Consider the following 18189-nt stretch of genomic DNA (forward strand, 5'->3'; position numbering starts at 1 on the left):
TCATTTGCACCGTGAAACAAAGGGGTCCTGAGAGCGTTTGAAAGCGACCTTGGTTCCAAGGACGCTCATGCGACGGGGCTCGACATGAACGGTTTGAAAAAGGTTCTTGTGGTCGACAGCGGCGAACGTGCGCCGGACAGCGCCCTTTCGGCGGAACTCGCCGGCATGGGTTATGCCAGCATCACCACTCCCTTCGAGGCTGCGGACGATGTTCTCGCGCTCATTCCGAGCCCGGTCGCGGTCGTTCTCCAGATCGCTGAGGATGCGCCCGCCGCAGAGCGGTCCAAGTTCCTCGCGCTTGCCCAGCGCTTTCAGCACATGCTCGGCGATAGCGGCGTGCCGGTAATCCTGCTGACCGGCGACAATGCCCATATCTCGCCGAGGCTTCTGCAGTGCGAGCCCGGCGCGTTCCGCATCATTGAGACGCGAGCCTCATAACCTCATTTTCGGCAATGGCATCGTCAATCCCGACGCTGAAAGCGGCCACCGTGCGGTGCGGCGACAGTTCGGGGAAGTGATAGACGGCGACCCGGCTTCCCGGTCCTCCACCCGTATGGCCGACGACCCGGCTCCCATCGTTGAACGTTCCGCTCATAAGCCCGAGGCCATAACCGGCTTTGCGCCAGGGACGACCTTCGATGGGGCCTCCGAGAACAAAAGGCTCTGTCGCTTCGGCAAGAAGCGACGCGGGCAGGAAACTCCCCTTGAAAAGGCGATCCATCAGGAGCGCGGCATCCTTCACCGAGCCGACCAGGAGGCCGTGATAGACCCAACCGGGATGATAGTTCTGCGCCTCGCCCATTGCGACCTGCGCAAGATCGCTTCGGTCCTTCGCGAGCCGCGCGGACAAGACGCCGAGCGGGTCGAGAACAAGACGCCTCAATGCCTCCGCGAGATCGGCTCCCGTGGCTTCCTCGAGGATCCGGCCTACCAGCGCATAGCCGATATTGGAATAACCCCATCCCTCGCCGGGGCGATAGCGCAGCCGGTCGGCATCGATGCGCGTGAGAAGTTCGTTCAAGGGCCAAGGCTCGTCACCGGCCGCAACAGCATCGTGATAGGCTTGATAGCCGCCGTAGTCGACGAGGCCCGCCCGGTGCTGCAGCAATTGCCGAAGCGTATAAGGCCGATCCGCCATCATCTCATCGAGTTGCAGAGCGCCATCCCGCACAAGAGTGAGACACGCGGCGGCGATGACCGTCTTGGTGACGCTCCACCACGGCACGACTATCTCCGCGTTGTCAGCCCGTCCGATCTCGCCGCCCGTGATGACGATATGAGCGTGCATCTCAGGCGGCCTTCTTCTCCGCGATGCGCGCGAGATTGCGCAGGATGATCGTCGCGGACTTGATGCGGTCGTTCGGGTCCTCGATGTCGCGGATGAAGACGATCTTCATGTCCGGGCGCACCTTCGCGAAGGAGGCTTGCTCCGTCACGTAGGCGATAAGGCCGTTTGGGTTCGCAAAGGAGTTGTCGCGGAACGAGACGATGATGCCCTTCGGCCCGCCATCCACCTTTTCGACATTGGCGCGGCGACACAGAACCTTGATCGCCATGATCTTGAGAAGCTGGTCGACTTCCGTCGGCAGCGGGCCGAAGCGGTCGATCATCTCCGCGCCGAAGGCGTCGATTTCCGCATCCGTCTCCAAGGTCGAGAGGCGGCGATAGAGGCCGAGGCGCAGTTGCAGATCGGAGATGTAGCTCTCCGGGATCATGACAGGCGCGCCGACGGAGATGGTCGGCGACCATTGATCCTCAGTCGGCTCCTCGATGCCCGCCTTCAGTTGGGCGACGGCCTCTTCCAGCATCTGCTGGTAGAGTTCGTAGCCCACTTCCTTGATGTGGCCCGACTGCTCCTCGCCCAACAGATTGCCCGCGCCGCGAATGTCGAGATCGTGCGAGGCGAGCTGGAAACCTGCGCCAAGAGTATCGAGGGTCTGCAGCACCTTCAGGCGACGCTCGGCCTGCACGGTCAATGTGCGGTTGGCGGGCACGGTGAAGAGCGCGTAGGCGCGGGTCTTCGAGCGCCCGACGCGCCCGCGCAACTGATACAGCTGCGAGAGGCCGAACATGTCAGCTCGGTGGACGATGAGCGTGTTGGCGGTCGGAATGTCCAGGCCCGATTCTACGATGGTCGTTGAGAGAAGGATATCATACTTGCCCTCGTAGAAGGCCGTCATGACATCTTCCAGCTGTCCTGCCGCCATCTGTCCGTGGGCGATGGCGACCTTCGCCTCCGGCACTTCCTTGTCGAGGAAACTCTTGACGTCCGCGAGATCGTCGAGGCGCGGCACCACATAGAAAGCCTGCCCGCCACGATAGCGCTCGCGCAACAGCGCCTCGCGGGTCAAAAGCGGGTCAAACGGCGTGACGAAAGTGCGCACGGCCAGGCGGTCCACCGGCGGCGTCGTGATGAGCGAGAGTTCGCGCACGCCCGTCAAAGCCAGCTGCAGGGTGCGCGGAATGGGCGTTGCGGAGAGCGTCAGCACATGCACTTCCGCGCGAAGCGCCTTCAGGCGCTCTTTGTGCGAGACGCCGAAATGCTGCTCCTCATCGATGATAATGAGGCCGAGATCCTTGAACTCGATGGACTTACCAAGCACCGCGTGGGTGCCAACCACGATATCAACGGATCCGTCCTTCAACCCCTCCTTGGTCTTCTTCAACTCGGCGGCGGGCACGAAGCGCGAGGCATGGCCGATGGTGAGCGGCAGGCCACGGAAGCGTTCGGAGAAGGTCTTGAAATGCTGGCGCGCGAGAAGCGTCGTCGGCACTACCACGGCGACCTGTTTGCCGTTCATGGCGGCGACGAAGGCTGCGCGCAGCGCCACTTCCGTCTTACCGAAGCCGACATCGCCGCAAATCAGACGATCCATCGGCCGCCCGCTGGCGAGATCGTCCAGCACCGCCTCGATGGCGTTGAGCTGGTCCTCCGTCTCGTCATACGAGAAGCGCGCGGCGAATTCGTCGTAGAGCCCTTCCGGCGGAATGAGGCGCGGCGCTTCTTTAAGAATGCGCGCGGCGGCAATCTTCATGAGCTCGCCCGCCATCTCGCGGATACGCTGCTTCATGCGCGCCTTGCGCGCCTGCCAGTTGCCGCCACCGAGCTTGTCGAGCTGGACTTCTGTTTCCTCGGAGCCGTAGCGCGTCAGAAGCTCGATGTTCTCGACAGGCAGGAAGAGACGGTCGCCGCCCGCGTAGTGCAGCTCAAGGCAATCGTGCGGCGCGCCGGCCGCTTCGATGGTTTTCAGGCCCTCGAAACGCCCGATGCCGTGATCGACGTGGACGACGAGATCGCCCGGCGTGAGCGCCGCGACCTCGGTGAGGAAATCCTGCGGACGCCTGGACTTGCGCTTCTGGCGCACGAGCCTGTCGCCCAGAATGTCCTGCTCGCTGATAACGGCGAGACCGGCAGCCTCGAATCCAGCTTCCAGATTCCAGACCGCGATGGGAATTTCCGTCTTAGGCAAGGCCATCGCGTCGGTCAGGCGCGAAACGGGCTTCGTCTGGCGCAGGTCGTGATCCTGCAGCACATGGCCCAGACGCTCGCGCGAGCCCTCCGACCACGCTCCGAGGATGACGCGATGGTCCGACTTCTGCAGATCGCGGATGTGCTGCACCACCGCCGCGAAGACGTTGGCGTTTTCGTCCGCCCGTTCGGCGATGAAGTTGCGCCCCCGCCGCGCCGCGCAATCCACAATGACGCGCCCCTCGCTTTCGGGGATCGCGAATGGTGTCAGACGCGCCAGCGGCAGGCTCGCGGTGCGTTCGGCCCATTCCTCCGGCTTCCAGTAGAGCAATTCCGGCGACAGTGGGCGATAAGGCGCGACGCCGGGTTGGCTTTCGCCAAGCGCCGAATGGCGCGCGTCGTAGTAATCCTTCACTTGCGCCAGCCGCTCGCCCACCGCGTCATCGACAAGCGCATCGAACACGATTGGCGCATCCGGCACATAATCGAGCAGTGTGTCGAGGTGGTCGTGGAAGAGCGGCAGCCAGTGTTCCACGCCCGGATAGCGGCGGCCTTCGCTGATGGCTTCATAAAGCCGGTCGTCGCGTGTCGGCGCGCCGAATGTCGCCGCATAGGTCTGCCGGAAGCGCCTGATGCTCTCGGTGGTGAGCTGCACCTCGCTCATCGGCACAAGATCAAGGGCGCGCAGGGTGCCGACGGTGCGCTGTGTTTCAGGGTCGAAGGAGCGGATCGATTCCAGCGCGTCGCCGAAGAAATCGAGGCGGACGGGGTTGGGAAGTCCCGCCGGGTAGAGATCGATGATGCCGCCGCGCACCGCATATTCGCCCGCGTCCCGCACGGTGCCGGTGCGCATGAAGCCGTTGATCTCCAGCCACTCGATCAGAAGCTTGGTGTCGACCACGTTGCCGGGAGCGGCGGAGAAGGTCTCGACAGCGATCCGTGCGCGCGGCGGTACACGCTGGACCAGGGCGTTGACCGTGGTCGAGAGAATGCGTGGCTTCTCCTCGGAGGATTTTGAGCGGGTCAGCCGGGCGAGCGTCGTCATCCGCTGCGCGGTGATCGCCGTGTTGGGCGACACCCGGTCATAGGGCTGGCAGTCCCAGGCGGGGAACGTCAGCACTTCGATCTCGGGGGCGACGAAGCCCAGTCCGTTTATGAAGTTCTGCTGCCGCAGCCCGTCCCGGGAGACGTGCACGAGGACCGCCGGACCATCGATCACGCCGGACAATCCGCGCGCGAGATCGCCGACGACGAGTGCGTCGAAGCCGTCGGGCACGCTCGAAAGCGTCAGGCTTTGCCCTTTCTTGAGGGTGTCGAGGGCGCGGGTCAGAAGGGATTTCATCGGCTCAAACGGATAAGCGGCAACAGGAGGCGCGGCAGGTTTGCCGCACAGGCATCAGTTATGGATCGGCGAAGTATGGGTATGGAACCCTTTCAGGCGGCGGAACAGGGGCGTGTCGTAATTGGTGGGAATCGCGATCTCCCCCGTGACCCAGCCGAGAAGATCCCGGTCCAGCACCTCGATCAGCCGCTCGAACTCGGTCACCTCGTCCTCGGAAAGATTTCCGATTTCCGCGTCGGCGAAACGGCCCATGATGAGGTCCATCTCCCGCATGCCCCGGTGCCAGGCGCGGAACAGGATCTGCCGACGGCGCACATCGAGATCGGCGCTGCTGCGTGTCGTTCCGCTCATGGGGCTTTCCTCCGGTTGAAGTGGGCATCGCTTCACAATGGGTTCGCCGCTATATAAACGGCTGAACCCTTCTTGCCACCCCGGTCGAATGTCCCTGCGTCCCTCCCTTCTCGATCCGCTTTTTGCGCCCGCGACAACACTGCCGGGCGTCGGCCCCAAGATAGCCCCTCTCCTCGACAGGCTTCTGGGCGAGCCCGGCCGTCCGGCGCGGGTGCTGGATCTGCTGTTCCATGTGCCGAGCGGCGGAATTTCCCGGGAAATCAAGGGGTCGATCGCGGATGCTCCGGTGGGTGAGCCGGTGACTCTTGCCGTAACGGTCGCCGCCCACCGCCCCGCCCCTCCGGGCCGCCGCGCGCCCTATCGCGTCATTGTCGAGGACGAGACTGGCGATGTCGCGCTCATCTTCTTCAACGGTCAGAGGGCGCGGCTGGAAAAGCTTCTCCCCGTCGGCGAGCGCCGATTCGTTTCAGGCAAGATCGAGACCTGGGATGGCATGCGCCAGATGGTCCATCCCGACCGCGTTCTCGACGAGCGCAGCATCGCCACGCTTCCCGCCGTCGAGACGGTCTACGGCCAGACCGAGGGCGTGACCTCCCGGATGATCGGGCGCTACATGGGCAGCGCCCTCGAACGGGTGCCGACCCTGCCCGAGTGGCAGGATGCCGCCTGGCTCGGAAAGAACGGCTTTCCGCCCTTCCACGAAGCCATGAGCACCCTTCATCGCCCCGACCATGCCGGGCAGGTCACCGAAGAAGCCCTCGCGAAATCCCCTTTCCGCCGCCGTCTGGCGTATGACGAACTCCTCGCCTCGCAGCTCGCGCTCGCTCTTGTTCGAAGCCGGATGCGCCGCCTGCCGGGCCGTGTGAATGCGGGCGACGGCAGCCTCGTTACCAAGATTGAAAAGGCCCTGCCCTTCGGGCTCACGAAATCTCAGGAGAAAGCCGTCGCCGACATCCGCCGCGACCTCGTCTCCGACAAGCGCATGCTGCGCCTGCTGCAGGGCGATGTCGGCTCGGGCAAGACCGTGGTGGGGCTTCTCACGATGGCGAGCGCCATCGAGGCCGGGCGGCAGGCCGCCATGATGGCGCCGACCGAAATTCTGGCCCGCCAGCACTACGAGCGCCTGCTGCCGCTCGCGCAGGATGCGGGCCTGTCCATCGCGCTCCTCACCGGCCGCGACAAGGGCGCGGAGCGAAAGCGCGTTCTTGCCGGCCTTGCGGATGGCAGCATTCACATTGCGGTCGGCACGCATGCCCTGTTTCAAGACGATGTCGCCTTCCACGATCTCGGGGTCGCCGTGGTGGACGAGCAGCATCGCTTCGGCGTGCATCAGCGCCTCGCCTTGGGCGCGAAGGGCGCGGCGGTCGATATTCTGGTCATGACGGCAACGCCGATCCCGCGCACTTTGGCGCTGACCTGCTTCGGCGACATGGATGTTTCCGTGCTTGACGAGAAGCCTGCGGGCCGCAAGCCCATCTCGACCAAGCTCATTTCCATCGAGCGCCTGGACGAGGTGATCGGCGGGATCGGGCGCGCCATCGCGCAGGACGACCGTGTTTATTGGGTTTGCCCGCTGGTGGGGGAATCCGAAACCGTCGATCTCGCCGCCGCCGAAGAGCGCTTCGAGCAGTTGCAGCAGATCTTCGGCGATCAGGTCGGGCTCGTTCACGGCAAGATGGCGGGGCGCGACAAGGACGCGGCGATGGAGGCCTTCGCTTCGGGCAAGACGAGGGTTCTGGTTTCGACCACGGTGATCGAAGTCGGCGTCGATGTGCCGGAGGCCACCGTGATGGTGGTCGAGCATGCGGAGCGCTTCGGCCTCGCGCAACTCCACCAGTTGCGGGGCCGCATCGGCCGGGGCTCCCGCCCCTCCACATGCCTCCTCGTCTACAAAGGCCCGCTCGGCCAGACCGCGCAGGCGCGCCTTGAAATGATGCGCCAGACCGAGGACGGGTTCAAAATCGCGGAAGAGGACTTACGCCTGCGGGGCGAAGGCGAAATCCTCGGCACGCGCCAATCCGGCCTTCCCGGCTTCAAGATGGCGCGTCCCGACATCGACAGCGAACTCCTCGTCGCCGCACGGGACGATGCCCGTCTTGTGGTGGACCGCGACCCGGAACTGACTTCCGAGCGCGGCGAGGCCCTGCGTGTGCTGCTCTACCTGTTCGAGCGTGACGCCGCGATCAGGTTACTCAGGGCTGGGTGAGCCGCGTTATTCCACCGTGACCGATTTCGCCAGATTGCGCGGCTGGTCCACGTCTTTGCCCATGAAGACCGCCGTGTGATAGGCGAGAAGCTGGATCGGGATCGAGTGCACGAGCGGCGCGACGAGCGGGTGCGCCATCGGCATGACGATGGTCGCCAGCGTATCGAGGCCCGTTTCCAGCGCGCCCTTCTCATCGGTGATGAGAACGATACGCCCGCCGCGCGCAGCGACCTCCTGCATATTCGAGACGGTTTTCTCGAAGACCGCGTCGTGCGGGGCGATGACGATTACGGGCAGCGTTTCGTCGATCAGGGCGATGGGGCCGTGCTTGAGTTCGCCCGCCGCATAACCTTCGGCGTGGATGTACGAGATTTCCTTCAGCTTCAGCGCGCCTTCGAGTGCCAGCGGATAGGACGTGCCGCGCCCGAGGTAGAGAACGTCCTTGGCCTTGGCGAGATCGCGCGTGAGAACCTCAATCTGCGGCTCGCGCTTGATCGCCTCGCTCATGAGGCCGGGAACGCCGATGAGGGCGTCGATCAGTTCACGTTCCTCCTCGGCGGTAATCGTTCCGCGCGCCCGTCCGGCGGCGATGGCGAGGCACAAAAGCACCGACAACTGGCAAGTGAATGCCTTCGTCGAGGCCACGCCGACTTCGACTCCCGCCAGTGTGGGCGCGACGACGGAGCTTTCCCGCGCCATCGTGGAAGTCGGCACGTTCACCACGGAAAGGACGTGCTGCCCCTGCTCCTTGGCGTAGCGCAGGGATGCGAGGGTGTCCGCCGTCTCACCGGATTGCGAGACGAACAGCGCCAGTCCGCCAGCCTCGAGCGGCGCTTCGCGATAGCGGAACTCAGACGCGACATCGATCTCGACCGGAATACGCGCCAGACGCTCGAACCAGTACTTGGCGACGAGACCTGCCAGATAGGCCGTGCCGCAGGCTGAAATCGAGATGCGGCGCAGATCTTTGAAATCGAACGGAAGCGCGAAGGGAAGATCTATCTTTCCAGCGGCGAAGTTCACGTAATGCGCCAAGGTGCGCCCGACGACCTCCGGCTGCTCGTGAATCTCTTTCGCCATGAAATGGCGGTAGTTGCCCTTCTCAGCGACGAACGCGCTGGTGACGATCTTGTTGCGCGGGCGCTGCACGCGCTGGCCGGAAGCGTCATGCACTTCCACGCTGTGGCGGTTGAGGATCGCCCAATCGCCATCTTCCAGATACGTGACCTCATCGGTGAAGGGCGCGAGCGCGAGCGCATCGGAACCAAGGAACGACTCGCCCGCGCCGTGCCCGACGGCAAGGGGCGCGCCGTGCCGTGCGCCGATCAGAAGATCGTCCTCGCCGCTGAAGAGGAAGCCGAGAGCGAATGCCCCGCGCAGGCGCGGCAAGGTGACGGAGACGGCCTCGATCGGCCCACGCCCCTGACGCATCTCATAGGTCACGAGTTGAGCGACAACCTCAGTGTCGGTTTCGGTCTCGAACGTGATGCCTTTGGCTTCGAGGCCGGTCTTCAGCTCGCGGAAGTTTTCGATGATGCCGTTGTGCACGACGGCAACCTTGTCCGTCGCATGCGGATGGGCATTCGTCTCGTTGGGTTTTCCGTGGGTCGCCCAGCGGGTGTGGCCGATGCCGATGGTGCCGGAAAGCGGGGTTTGGGAGAGCTTCTGCTCCAGATTGCGAAGCTTGCCTTCGGCCCTGCGGCGCTCGATCTTGTTGTCATTCTCGAGCGTCGCCACACCGGCGGAATCATAGCCGCGATATTCAAGACGCTTGAGAGCGTCGACAATTTGAGGCGCGACCGGGTTGTTCCCGACGATTCCGACGATGCCGCACATAGTTAGCCCTATCCTTTGAGACTTTTGATCAAAGCCCAGATGCGGCCTTGCTACTCAGGTTGCCCCGTCACCTCAAATCAACTTGCGTGACGGATTGTTTCGAAGCTGGATCACTTGAATTGGATCACTTGCGCTTCATGGCGAGGGACTTCGCGCGAAAAGCCTGCGCCCAGCCCTCCTTCACGGCCTGCCGTCCCCGGCCGAGCGCCAAGGCGTCGGCGGGCACATCCTGCGTGATGACGGAGCCTGAGCCCACATAGGCGCCCTTGCCGATGGTGACGGGTGCGACGAGGGACGAGTTCGACCCGATGAACGCCCCTTCGCCCACCACGGTGCGGTACTTGCCGAAACCGTCGTAGTTGCAGGTGATCGTCCCCGCGCCGACATTCACGTCGGCTCCAATGGTCGCGTCTCCGAGATAGGTCAGATGGCCGACCTTCGCGCCCTGCCCGAGTTCCGCGTTCTTGATCTCGACGAAGTTGCCGACCTTCGCCTTGGGGCCGAGCGAGGCACCGGGACGCAGGCGCGCGAAAGGACCGACACCGGCATCCTTCCCGATCGTCGCGCCCTCAAGGTGGCTGAAGCTGTGGATGACCGCCCGATCCTCGACGACGACGCCGCGGCCGAAAACGACGTTCGGCTCGACGATGACGTCCCGCCCGAGCTTTGTATCGAAACTGAAAAACACGGTCTCCGGAGCGACGAGCGTCACGCCCGAGGCCATGGCCGCATGACGGAGCCGTTTCTGCATCATCGCTTCGGCGATGGCCAACTGGGCGCGGTCGTTGACACCGTGCACCTCGTCTTCGCCAACCACAGCGACGACAGCCCTCTCACCAAGGGAGCGGGCTACGGCGACGACATCCGTCAGGTAGTACTCGCCCTGGCTGTTCTTGTTATCGAGCTTTTCGAGGAGCGTGAGGGCGATATCGCCCCGGATCGCCATCAGCCCGGCATTGCAGAGCGTGATCTTGCGCTCCTCCTCCGTGGCGTCGCGATGCTCGCGGATATCGAGAAGCTCGTCGCCTGACATCAGGAAACGCCCATAGCCAGTCGGGTCCTTGGCCTGGAAGCCTAAGGCCACGACAGCGGCTCCTTCGGCCAGGGGCGCACGGAGCTTCACGAAGGTTTCGGCAGTAACGAGGGGCGTGTCGGCATAGGCGACGATCACGTCGCTGGGGCGGCGCGCGAGCGCGTCACGGGCGGTCAACACGGCATGGCCGGTGCCTAGGCGCTCCCGCTGCGTGTAGATTTCGGCGTTTGGGAGGGCTGCCCTCGCCTCTTTTGCCACATCCTCCCGGTCCGGACCGACAACCACTGCGACACTGTCGGCGCCCGCCTGCCGCACCGCGGCGAGCGCGTGGCCGAGAAGGGTGCGCCCCGCCACCTGATGCATCACCTTCGGGATGTCCGACTTCATGCGGGACCCCTCGCCTGCGGCAAGAACGACGGCGAGGCAGCTTCGGGAGTTGGCGTTCGAGGTCATTTCGGTTTCGTTCCAGCGGGGTCGCAGCGGCTATCACATAGAGACATTCTTGCAATATATGCGGAATATTAGCCTGAGGCGGTAAATCGCCCGTTTATCTAGCAATAAGGAATCCTAAACTATAAGAGGAGGTGTTCGCCCTTTCCTCTAGTTGCATCACAATAACACAAGAGCACTGCCGTGCCGCTCCGACAGGATCTGTCCCCCTTGCTGACTCCGCGCCGCCGCGACGTGCTCGCGTATCTGGGCGTTTCCGTAGCCGGATTTGGCCTTACGTCCCCGGCATTAGCCCAAACGCCTCAATCCTTCATTCAGGCACGCATGGGCGATGGGCAGAAGTTCGACCCTAGCGCGGTTATCGATATCGCACGCCAGTTGGCCAAGAAGCCGTTCGTGCCGCAGCCGAACGACCTGCCGGACGCCTTCGCCAATCTCAATTACGACCAATACATTTCCATCAAGACCCGCAGCCCGTTCCAGATCTGGGCGGGCGAGAATCGCGGCATCTTCGTCGAGCCGCTCCATCGCGGCTTCGTCTTCACCAACGCCGTCGATCTCTACCTCGTCGAGGACGAGGCGATCCGCCGCGTCGGCTATGACGCCTCCCTGTACAATTTCAACGGCGTGACGCCGCCCAACAATCTCGGGGATATCGGCTTCTCCGGCTTCAGGCTGCTCGCGAGCCCGGGAGACGGCCCGGCCTACGATTTCGCGATCATCCAGGGAGCGACATTCTTCCGCGCCCTGGCCAAGGGGCAGAACTTCGGGGCGATGGCGAGGGCCTTGACCCTCAAGCCCGCCGAAGTGCGCGGCGAGGAATTCCCCTTCTTCCGCGCGTTCTGGTTGGAGCGTCCGGCGGTGGGCGGCAACAGCATCACCATTCACGGCGTCCTCGATTCCGAATCGACCAGCGGCGCCGTCCGCATGACTTTCCGCCCCGGCGACATGACCATCGTCGATGTGGAGACGACGCTCTTCCCCCGCGTGAATCTCGAGCATGTCGGCCTCGGCGGCATTGGCTCGACATACTTCTTCGGTCCCAACGACCGTCGGAACATCGACGACATCCGCCCCGCCGTTTACGAATCGACGGGCCTCCAGATGTTCAACGGCAAGGGCGAATGGCTCTGGCGTCCGCTTCACAACCCCGAGACGCTCCAGATTTCCGCGTTCGTGGACAACGCCCCGAAAGGCTTCGGGCTGGTCCAGCGTGAACGGTCCTACGAGACGTTTCAGGACGACGACCAACGGTTCGAGCGTCGCCCGAGCGTCTGGATCGAGCCTCTGGGCGACTGGGGGCAAGGCAGCGTTCAGCTCCTCGAAATTCCAACCGATTCAGAGATCAACGACAACATTCTGACCTACTGGCGCCCCAAGGCCGTCATGGCGGGCGGGTCGGAGGTTTCGCTGGCCTACCGGCAATATTGGTGCTGGACGCCGCCCGAGCGGCCTCCGCTGGCGACCGTGATCGCGACCCGCACCGGCCAGGGACGTTCCGGCCGCCGTCGCCGTTTTGTGGTCGATTTTGCAGGCGATACTCTAGCTGGCACCCCTGTTGGGGATCTCAAGGCCGTCTTGAATGTCGGACCAGGCTCGTTTCAGAATCTGAAGCTGTGGGCTTATCCGGAGAGAAAGGCGGTCCGCGTCGCTTTTGAGCTTGACCCAGGCAACGAAAACGCGTGTGAGATGCGCCTCATCCTTGAAGCTGGTGGGAAGCAGATTAGCGAGACATGGCTCTATCGTTGGACACCGTAAGTCCCGATGCGGACTCCTCCGCCTCCGCGCGGTTGGGCGCCGCCATGCCACCTGAGAGCCGTCTCGACATGCCGACCCAGTCGCTCAGGCGCTGGTCGGACTCTCAGGAGCGCAAGTTCCTCGTCAATCCCCGGACGCCCCTGCTCGCCCGCCTGTTCGTCTTCGGTGGCGCTCTCGCACTGACAGTCTACGGCACCTACGAGATGTACCAGGTCGTGTCGGTGAGCCGCACGACGATCCTCCAGTGGGTCCTCGTCGCGCTGTTCACGGTCAACTTTTCCTGGATCGCACTGGCCTTCACGAGCGCGATCCTCGGTTTCCTCGTCCTGCTCAACCGCCCGGGACTGCCCGCCTTCCCGAATGCCTTGAAGAGCCGCACGGCCATCGTGATGCCGGTCTATAACGAGCAGACCGCGCGGACATATGCGGCGCTCGAAGCCATTCACGAATCCGTCGAGGCGACCGGCCTCGGAGAACATTTCGATTATTTCATCCTCTCCGACACCACGAACGCGGACGCGTGGGTTGCGGAGGAACGGGCCTTCCTCGGCTTACGCGAGCGGATGGGGCCGAATGCGCGGCTCTATTACCGTCACCGCCCCAAGAACTATCACCGCAAGGCCGGCAATATCGCGGATTTCGTCTCACGTTGGGGCGGACACTACGATCACATGCTCGTTCTTGACGCGGATTCGCTCATGACGGGCGAGTGCATCGTTCGCCTCACGGGGGCGATGGAGGCCGACCCGGACGCCGGCATCATCCAGAGCCTTCCCCTCATCATCAATCGCAACACGCTTTTCGCGCGCCTTCAGCAGTTCGCTGCCCGCGTCACGGGGCCGGTGATCGCCACAGGCCTTTCCGCATGGATGGGCCGGGACGGCAATTACTGGGGGCACAACGCCATCATCCGCACCAAGGCGTTCGCAGCGCATGGCGGGTTGCCGGACCTGAAGGGCAAGCCGCCGCTCGGCGGGCACATCCTCAGCCACGACTTCGTGGAAGCCGCCCTGCTGCGCCGCGCGGGGTGGACCGTCTACATGCTGCCGGAACTGGAAGGCTCTTACGAGGAGAGTCCGCCGTCGCTGATCGATCTTGCCGCGCGCGACCGGCGCTGGTGCCAGGGCAACCTGCAGCACATGCGCGTCATGCTGGCGAGAGGCCTCAAGCTGCCGACGCGACAGCATTTCGCGACCGGCATCATGTCCTATCTCGCCTCGCCCTTCTGGCTGTTCCAGTTGATCGTCGGTATCGCTCTCGTTCTTCAGACGACCTACATCCGCCCGGAATATTTCGCGAAGGACTTCCGCCTCTATCCGATCTGGCCGCGTTTCGATCCCGAGCGCGCGCTGGCGCTTTTCGCGCTGACCATGAGCATCCTGATAGCGCCTAAGATCTTCGGTCTCTTCCTGATGCTGCTGCAGTCGGAAAACCGGCGCGCTTGCGGTGGGGCGATCAGGCTTGTGGTCTCGACGCTTCTCGAAATCATCCTGGCCGCTCTCTTCGCGCCGATCCTCATGCTGATCCAATCCGGATCGGTGTTCCAGATCCTGCTCGGCCGGGATACGGGCTGGCAACCGCAACGGCGTGATGACGGGTCGATCCCGCTCAAAGACATCGTTCGTCGGCATCGCTGGCACACCGTGCTCGGCGTGTTCACGGGTGTTTCCGCCTTCCTCATCGCGACCTCCCTGTTCCTCTGGATGTCGCCGACGATTGTCGGTCTGCTTCTCGCCATTCCCCTTTCCTGGCTCAGCGGACAGCTCGGAATCGGCCTGGCCTTGAAGAGGATGGGGCTGCTGATGACCCCTGAGGAGCGTACGCCTCCGGCCATTGCGCAGCGGGCCAACGCGCTTCAGCAGATCAATGCAGTCTCCGGCCTCGACGACGCGGATGCGCTCATGGCGCTCTACGTTGATCCCGCCATCCGCCAGCAACATCTCGACATGCTGCCGCCACCCTCTCATCGCAAGCGCGGTGACATTGAAACGGATCGTGCCCTCGCCGAAGCAAAGCTCGCCGACGCGCAGACCATTGAAGAGGCTCTGGCGTGGCTGAAGCCCAAGGAGCGCATGGTCGTGTTGCACGACCGCGCCCTGTTCGCGATGGCGATGTCCCTCAAGTCAGGGCAGTTGGAAACGCAGGCGGCTGAGTAAGCCCATCGCCTCCGCGTCAGCTACCGGCCGCGCGCGAGCGGCAACTCAAAACAAAGCTTGCGGCGGAACGCCAGATCAATACCGGGTTACGCTTCGCTCATAAGAGCATCATTGAACGCCGGTTATTCGCCCGCATTAGCCAGAACGTATTTCAAAGGGACACGGATCAAGTTGCTGGCCCGATGACCGCAGGCCGCAGTGCGATAAGACCGATCAATGAGCGCGCAGGCCCTGGCCAACTCGCCGGCGAGACCGCGTAGACGCATCAGGAGGCGAGACGGCTCGGCTTGAGCTCTCCGCTCTGCTCCAGCAACGAGTGGCCGGTTGCGGCGATGTGCGCCTCGATGCGCTTGAGGTCGCGCACGATGTCGAGCTGGAGGGCGCTGGTATCGCCCGCCGCCTTGCCCGCGCGCAGTTGCTCAAGGTGGCTTTGCGTGATGGTACGCTCCAGCTCGCGGAAATGCTCCTTTTCAGCCACGAGGCGGCGTGCGGAGGCGATGTCCTGGAACATCAGCACGGACGCGGCGAGCTGAAGGTGCTCGAGCAGGTTGGCGTGCATACGCGTGATATCCGCAAGCGCTTCCTTCGGCAGGCGCAGGTGGTTCTTGATGCGCTTGGCGGCAAGCTCCATCAGGTTCTTGTCGACGATGTCGCCCACATGTTCGAGGTTGATGGCGAAGGCGAGAATGTCAGAGAGACGCTTTGCCTCCTGCTCGCTCAACGCCTCGTGGTTGATCGAGCTGAGATAGCGCCTGACCGCGCTGTAGAGCCTGTCAACGACGTCATCCGTCCGCGTCACGGCCTCGACCTGGCTCATGTCGCCGTGCTGGAACAGATCCTGCGATCCACGCAGCATGGTCTCGACCACGTCCGCCATGCGCAACACTTCCCGCGCGGCGTTCGAGAGCGCGACGGAGGGCGTATCGAGCGCGTCCGTATCGAGATATTGCGGCGTGCCGGGATCCGACGCCTTGACCTGCTCCGGAAGGACGCGCCGCAGCATCCGCCCGATGGCCGGGAGCGGCAGGATGAAGATGAGCGCCAGAGCCACGTTGAACAACGTATGGAAATTCGCGGCGAGACGCGCAGGGTCGGCCTCGAACCTGGCAAGGTAGCTCACGGTTTGCGGCAGGAAGGGCAGCGCAACCGCACAACCGAGCAAGCGCATGGCGAGATTGCCGACCGGCACCCGCAACTTGACCGGATCGCCGCCCGTGCCTTCGAGCAAGGGGTTGAGAGCCGTGCCGAGATTGGCGCCGAGAACCATCGCCAGGGCAGAATGATTGTCGATGACCCCGGCGGTTGCCAGCGACATGATGAACAGCATCGCCGCGACGCTCGAATGCGCGGCCCACGCGAGAACGCCGGCGAGAAGAACGAGGATGATCGGGTCCGGCGCGATGGCAGCCAGCACGCTCTTCAGGACGGCGGAGGATTCGATGGGGTGAATGGTTTCGCTGAGCAGATGCAGCGAGAGCAGCATCAGGCCGAGACCGATGGTCACCCGCCCAAGGTCGCGTACCCGGCTCGTCGAGCCTTGGCGGTATGCAACGAACCCGGCGAAGATGAGCACGGGGAAAATCAGCGAGATATCGAAGGACAGAACCTGGACGATCAGGGTGGAGCCCACATTCGCGCCGAGCATCACCGCCAGGGCCGGCACGAGATCCACCGCCCCGCCCGCCGTGAACGAGGAGACCATGAGCGCCGTTGCCGTGCTGCTTTGAAGCACGGTGGTCACGCCCAGCCCCGCGAAGAACGCCCTGAGGCGGGTGCTGAGCCCGACGCCGAGAATCCAGCGCAGATCGCTGCCGAACGCGCGCTGCACCCCGCTATTGACCATGTTGATGCCCCACAAAAGCAGGGCAATCTCACCGAGAAGGTGAACAAGGACGGCGGTGGCGGACATTCAGCTCCCCTAGCGGTGCGGATGAGGTGGGCTCGGCTGCATAGGCTGTCATGAGCGTTCAGGCAATCGAAGCCGGCTAATAATAGGGATAAATCGTAACATTGCCACCAAGGAAAATGGAAAACCTTCTCGGGCCCAGCCGGGAAGGAGTTTAAATTCCGCTTTGGGCGGGCATTGCTCTTTCCCCGGAGGTCAGGCCCTCATGAATTGTCCTGTGGGATTCCCACACTCAAGCCGCCCTCAAGCGCACCCGGCCCTTGAGTCATCCCGGTTCAAGAGAGATTCTCGCCTCGTTTCAAACTGACGGATTCGGGGCCGAAGAGGCTTGGTTCATGGCTAAACTGCATTTTCATTATTCGGTGATGAACGCCGGCAAGACGACCCAGCTCCTGCAGGTGCGGCACAATTACATCGAGAACGGCGGCCTGGTCCTGCTGTTCACGAGCGCCCTCGACGATCGCGCCGGCGTCGGCAGGGTTTCGTCCCGCATCGGGCTCTCGGCGGAAGCCGTTCCGCTGCGCAAGAGCGACGACCTGCGGGCCATCGTCTCGGAAATCCATAGGAAAACGCCGGTGACCGTCGTCCTGATCGACGAGGTTCAGTTCCTGACGCCTGAGCATATCTGGCAGGCCGCGCACCTTGTGGACGAATTCAATGTCCCGGTGATGACCTACGGCCTGAAAAACAACGTTTTCGGCGAACTGTTCAGCCCCGCCATCTGCACCCTTCTGGCGTTGGCGGAGGACATCAAGGAGATCAAGCAGCTTTGCCATTGTGGCCGCAAGGCAACGATGATCCTGCGCTACGATCCCGACGGGAAGGCCGTCAAAACCGGTGAGGTCATCGAGATCGGCGGCGAGAGCCGCTACATTTCGGTTTGCCGCCCCCATTGGGTCGAGGGCGACATCGGGGCTTCAAGGCGCGCGGCGCTCACATGCGCCGCGGCGTAAGCTTCAAAGCTTATGCGGGCCGGCTCGGAATGTTGAGCCCGCGCTGCACGGCGGGGCGCGCCAGGCCGCGCTCCAGCCATGCCGGAACGAGCTTGAGGCTGTCGAACTCGACGAGCTCACCGGCGCCATAAAAGCCGACCAGATTGCGCACCCAGCCGAGCAGGGAAATGTCGGCAATGGTGTAATCGTCGCCCATGATCCACTCCCGCCCGGCGAGCCGGCTTTCAAGAACGCCGAGCAGGCGCTTGGACTCGCCGCGGTAACGCTCGAGTGGACGCTTGTCCTCGATCTCCCGGCCCGCGAATTTGTGGAAATAGCCAAGCTGCCCGAACATGGGCCCGACAGCCGCCATCTGGAAGATGACCCATTGGATGGTCTCGTAACGCCGCACGGGGTCCACGGGTATGAACTTACCGGTCTTCTCAGCAAGATACAGGAGGATCGCGCCGGATTCGAAAAGGCCGAAAGGCGCACCGCCCGGACCATTGGGGTCGATGATGGCGGGGATCTTGCCGTTGGGGTTGAGCGAGAGGAATTCCGGCGTCCAGGTTTCGTTCTTGCCGATATCGATCAAATGCGCCTCGTAGGGCAGCCCCGTCTCCTCCAGCATGATGGAAACCTTGACCCCGTTCGGCGTCGGCAGGGAATAAAGCTGGATCCGATCGGGATGCTGCGCGGGCCAGCGAGACGTGATCGGAAAATCGGACAAAGCGGGCATGGGAAATTCCT

Annotated in this window: 12 protein-coding genes; 5 read left to right on the plus strand and 7 right to left on the minus strand. The window is 63.5% G+C overall.

Annotated elements, in window-relative coordinates:
• Positions 1–84: 84 nt before the first annotated feature.
• Positions 85–438 carry a hypothetical protein gene (locus DQW91_RS09950; RefSeq protein WP_112663471.1) on the plus strand — a complete coding sequence of 118 codons (354 nt, stop codon included), beginning with the start codon at positions 85–87 and terminating at the stop codon, positions 436–438.
• On the opposite strand, the gene DQW91_RS09955 is transcribed toward DQW91_RS09950, so the two are convergent.
• The 3 genes from DQW91_RS09955 to DQW91_RS09965 are packed head-to-tail and all read right to left on the minus strand — an operon-like array spanning position 416 to position 5162.
• A complete protein-coding gene (locus DQW91_RS09955) occupies positions 416–1288 on the minus strand; it encodes a serine hydrolase domain-containing protein (protein ID WP_112663472.1) in 873 nt (290 codons plus the stop codon). The genes DQW91_RS09950 and DQW91_RS09955 overlap by 23 nt on opposite strands.
• 1 nt (position 1289) lies before the next feature.
• Positions 1290–4811, minus strand: coding sequence for a transcription-repair coupling factor (mfd, locus tag DQW91_RS09960; protein ID WP_112663473.1), 3522 nt, complete (start codon positions 4809–4811; stop codon positions 1290–1292).
• 54 nt (positions 4812–4865) lie between these two features.
• A complete protein-coding gene (locus DQW91_RS09965; protein ID WP_112663474.1) occupies positions 4866–5162 on the minus strand; it encodes an FAD assembly factor SdhE in 297 nt (98 codons plus the stop codon).
• 88 nt (positions 5163–5250) lie between these two features.
• Between DQW91_RS09965 and recG the strand changes: the two genes are divergently transcribed.
• Positions 5251–7368: an ATP-dependent DNA helicase RecG gene (recG, locus tag DQW91_RS09970; protein WP_112663475.1), complete on the plus strand. Its 2118-nt coding sequence runs from the start codon at positions 5251–5253 to the stop codon at positions 7366–7368.
• A 6-nt stretch (positions 7369–7374) separates the two neighbouring features.
• Here recG and glmS read toward each other — a convergent pair whose 3' ends face one another.
• Both glmS and glmU read right to left on the minus strand, forming a co-directional pair.
• Positions 7375–9204 carry a glutamine--fructose-6-phosphate transaminase (isomerizing) gene (gene glmS / locus DQW91_RS09975; protein WP_112663476.1) on the minus strand — a complete coding sequence of 610 codons (1830 nt, stop codon included), beginning with the start codon at positions 9202–9204 and terminating at the stop codon, positions 7375–7377.
• A 124-nt stretch (positions 9205–9328) separates the two neighbouring features.
• On the minus strand, positions 9329–10690 hold the full coding sequence (gene glmU, locus DQW91_RS09980; RefSeq protein WP_112663477.1) for a bifunctional UDP-N-acetylglucosamine diphosphorylase/glucosamine-1-phosphate N-acetyltransferase GlmU: 1362 nt from the start codon (positions 10688–10690) through the stop codon (positions 9329–9331).
• A gap of 180 nt (positions 10691–10870) precedes the next feature.
• Between glmU and DQW91_RS09985 the strand changes: the two genes are divergently transcribed.
• Together DQW91_RS09985 and mdoH are read left to right on the plus strand one after the other, a co-directional pair.
• A complete protein-coding gene (locus DQW91_RS09985) occupies positions 10871–12445 on the plus strand; it encodes an OpgD/OpgG family glucan biosynthesis protein (protein WP_245410978.1) in 1575 nt (524 codons plus the stop codon).
• Complete coding sequence (mdoH, locus tag DQW91_RS09990; RefSeq protein WP_112663479.1) at positions 12421–14601, plus strand: glucans biosynthesis glucosyltransferase MdoH; 2181 nt, start codon at positions 12421–12423, stop codon at positions 14599–14601. Before DQW91_RS09985 ends, mdoH begins: the two co-directional genes overlap by 25 nt.
• A gap of 265 nt (positions 14602–14866) precedes the next feature.
• Here the strand turns inward: mdoH and DQW91_RS09995 are convergent, their stop codons facing one another.
• Positions 14867–16510: a Na/Pi cotransporter family protein gene (locus DQW91_RS09995; protein WP_112663480.1), complete on the minus strand. Its 1644-nt coding sequence runs from the start codon at positions 16508–16510 to the stop codon at positions 14867–14869.
• A gap of 332 nt (positions 16511–16842) precedes the next feature.
• Between DQW91_RS09995 and DQW91_RS10000 the strand changes: the two genes are divergently transcribed.
• Positions 16843–17460, plus strand: a complete 618-nt coding sequence (locus tag DQW91_RS10000; protein ID WP_112663481.1) for a thymidine kinase — start codon at positions 16843–16845, stop codon at positions 17458–17460.
• Between the two features lie 10 nt (positions 17461–17470).
• Here DQW91_RS10000 and DQW91_RS10005 read toward each other — a convergent pair whose 3' ends face one another.
• The gene (locus tag DQW91_RS10005; protein WP_112663482.1) at positions 17471–18178 is read right to left on the minus strand and encodes a glutathione S-transferase N-terminal domain-containing protein; all 708 of its coding nucleotides are present in this window, start codon (positions 18176–18178) and stop codon (positions 17471–17473) included.
• Positions 18179–18189: the final 11 nt, after the last annotated feature.

The sequence above is a fragment of the Microvirga flavescens genome (assembly GCF_003290125.1).
GTDB lineage: Bacteria > Pseudomonadota > Alphaproteobacteria > Rhizobiales > Beijerinckiaceae > Microvirga > Microvirga flavescens.

What these genes read in the sequence shown, in the direction of transcription:
- DQW91_RS09965 (WP_112663474.1), bottom strand. Translation starts at nt 5,162, where the DNA reads ATGAGCGGAACGACACGCAGCAGCGCCGATCTCGATGTGCGCCGTCGG.
- DQW91_RS10005 (WP_112663482.1), bottom strand. Translation starts at nt 18,178, where the DNA reads ATGCCCGCTTTGTCCGATTTTCCGATCACGTCTCGCTGGCCCGCGCAG.
- glmS (WP_112663476.1), bottom strand. Translation starts at nt 9,204, where the DNA reads ATGTGCGGCATCGTCGGAATCGTCGGGAACAACCCGGTCGCGCCTCAA.
- DQW91_RS10000 (WP_112663481.1), top strand. Translation starts at nt 16,843, where the DNA reads ATGGCTAAACTGCATTTTCATTATTCGGTGATGAACGCCGGCAAGACG.
- recG (WP_112663475.1), top strand. Translation starts at nt 5,251, where the DNA reads ATGTCCCTGCGTCCCTCCCTTCTCGATCCGCTTTTTGCGCCCGCGACA.
- DQW91_RS09950 (WP_112663471.1), top strand. Translation starts at nt 85, where the DNA reads ATGAACGGTTTGAAAAAGGTTCTTGTGGTCGACAGCGGCGAACGTGCG.
- mdoH (WP_112663479.1), top strand. Translation starts at nt 12,421, where the DNA reads ATGGCTCTATCGTTGGACACCGTAAGTCCCGATGCGGACTCCTCCGCC.
- glmU (WP_112663477.1), bottom strand. Translation starts at nt 10,690, where the DNA reads ATGACCTCGAACGCCAACTCCCGAAGCTGCCTCGCCGTCGTTCTTGCC.
- mfd (WP_112663473.1), bottom strand. Translation starts at nt 4,811, where the DNA reads ATGAAATCCCTTCTGACCCGCGCCCTCGACACCCTCAAGAAAGGGCAA.
- DQW91_RS09995 (WP_112663480.1), bottom strand. Translation starts at nt 16,510, where the DNA reads ATGTCCGCCACCGCCGTCCTTGTTCACCTTCTCGGTGAGATTGCCCTG.
- DQW91_RS09955 (WP_112663472.1), bottom strand. Translation starts at nt 1,288, where the DNA reads ATGCACGCTCATATCGTCATCACGGGCGGCGAGATCGGACGGGCTGAC.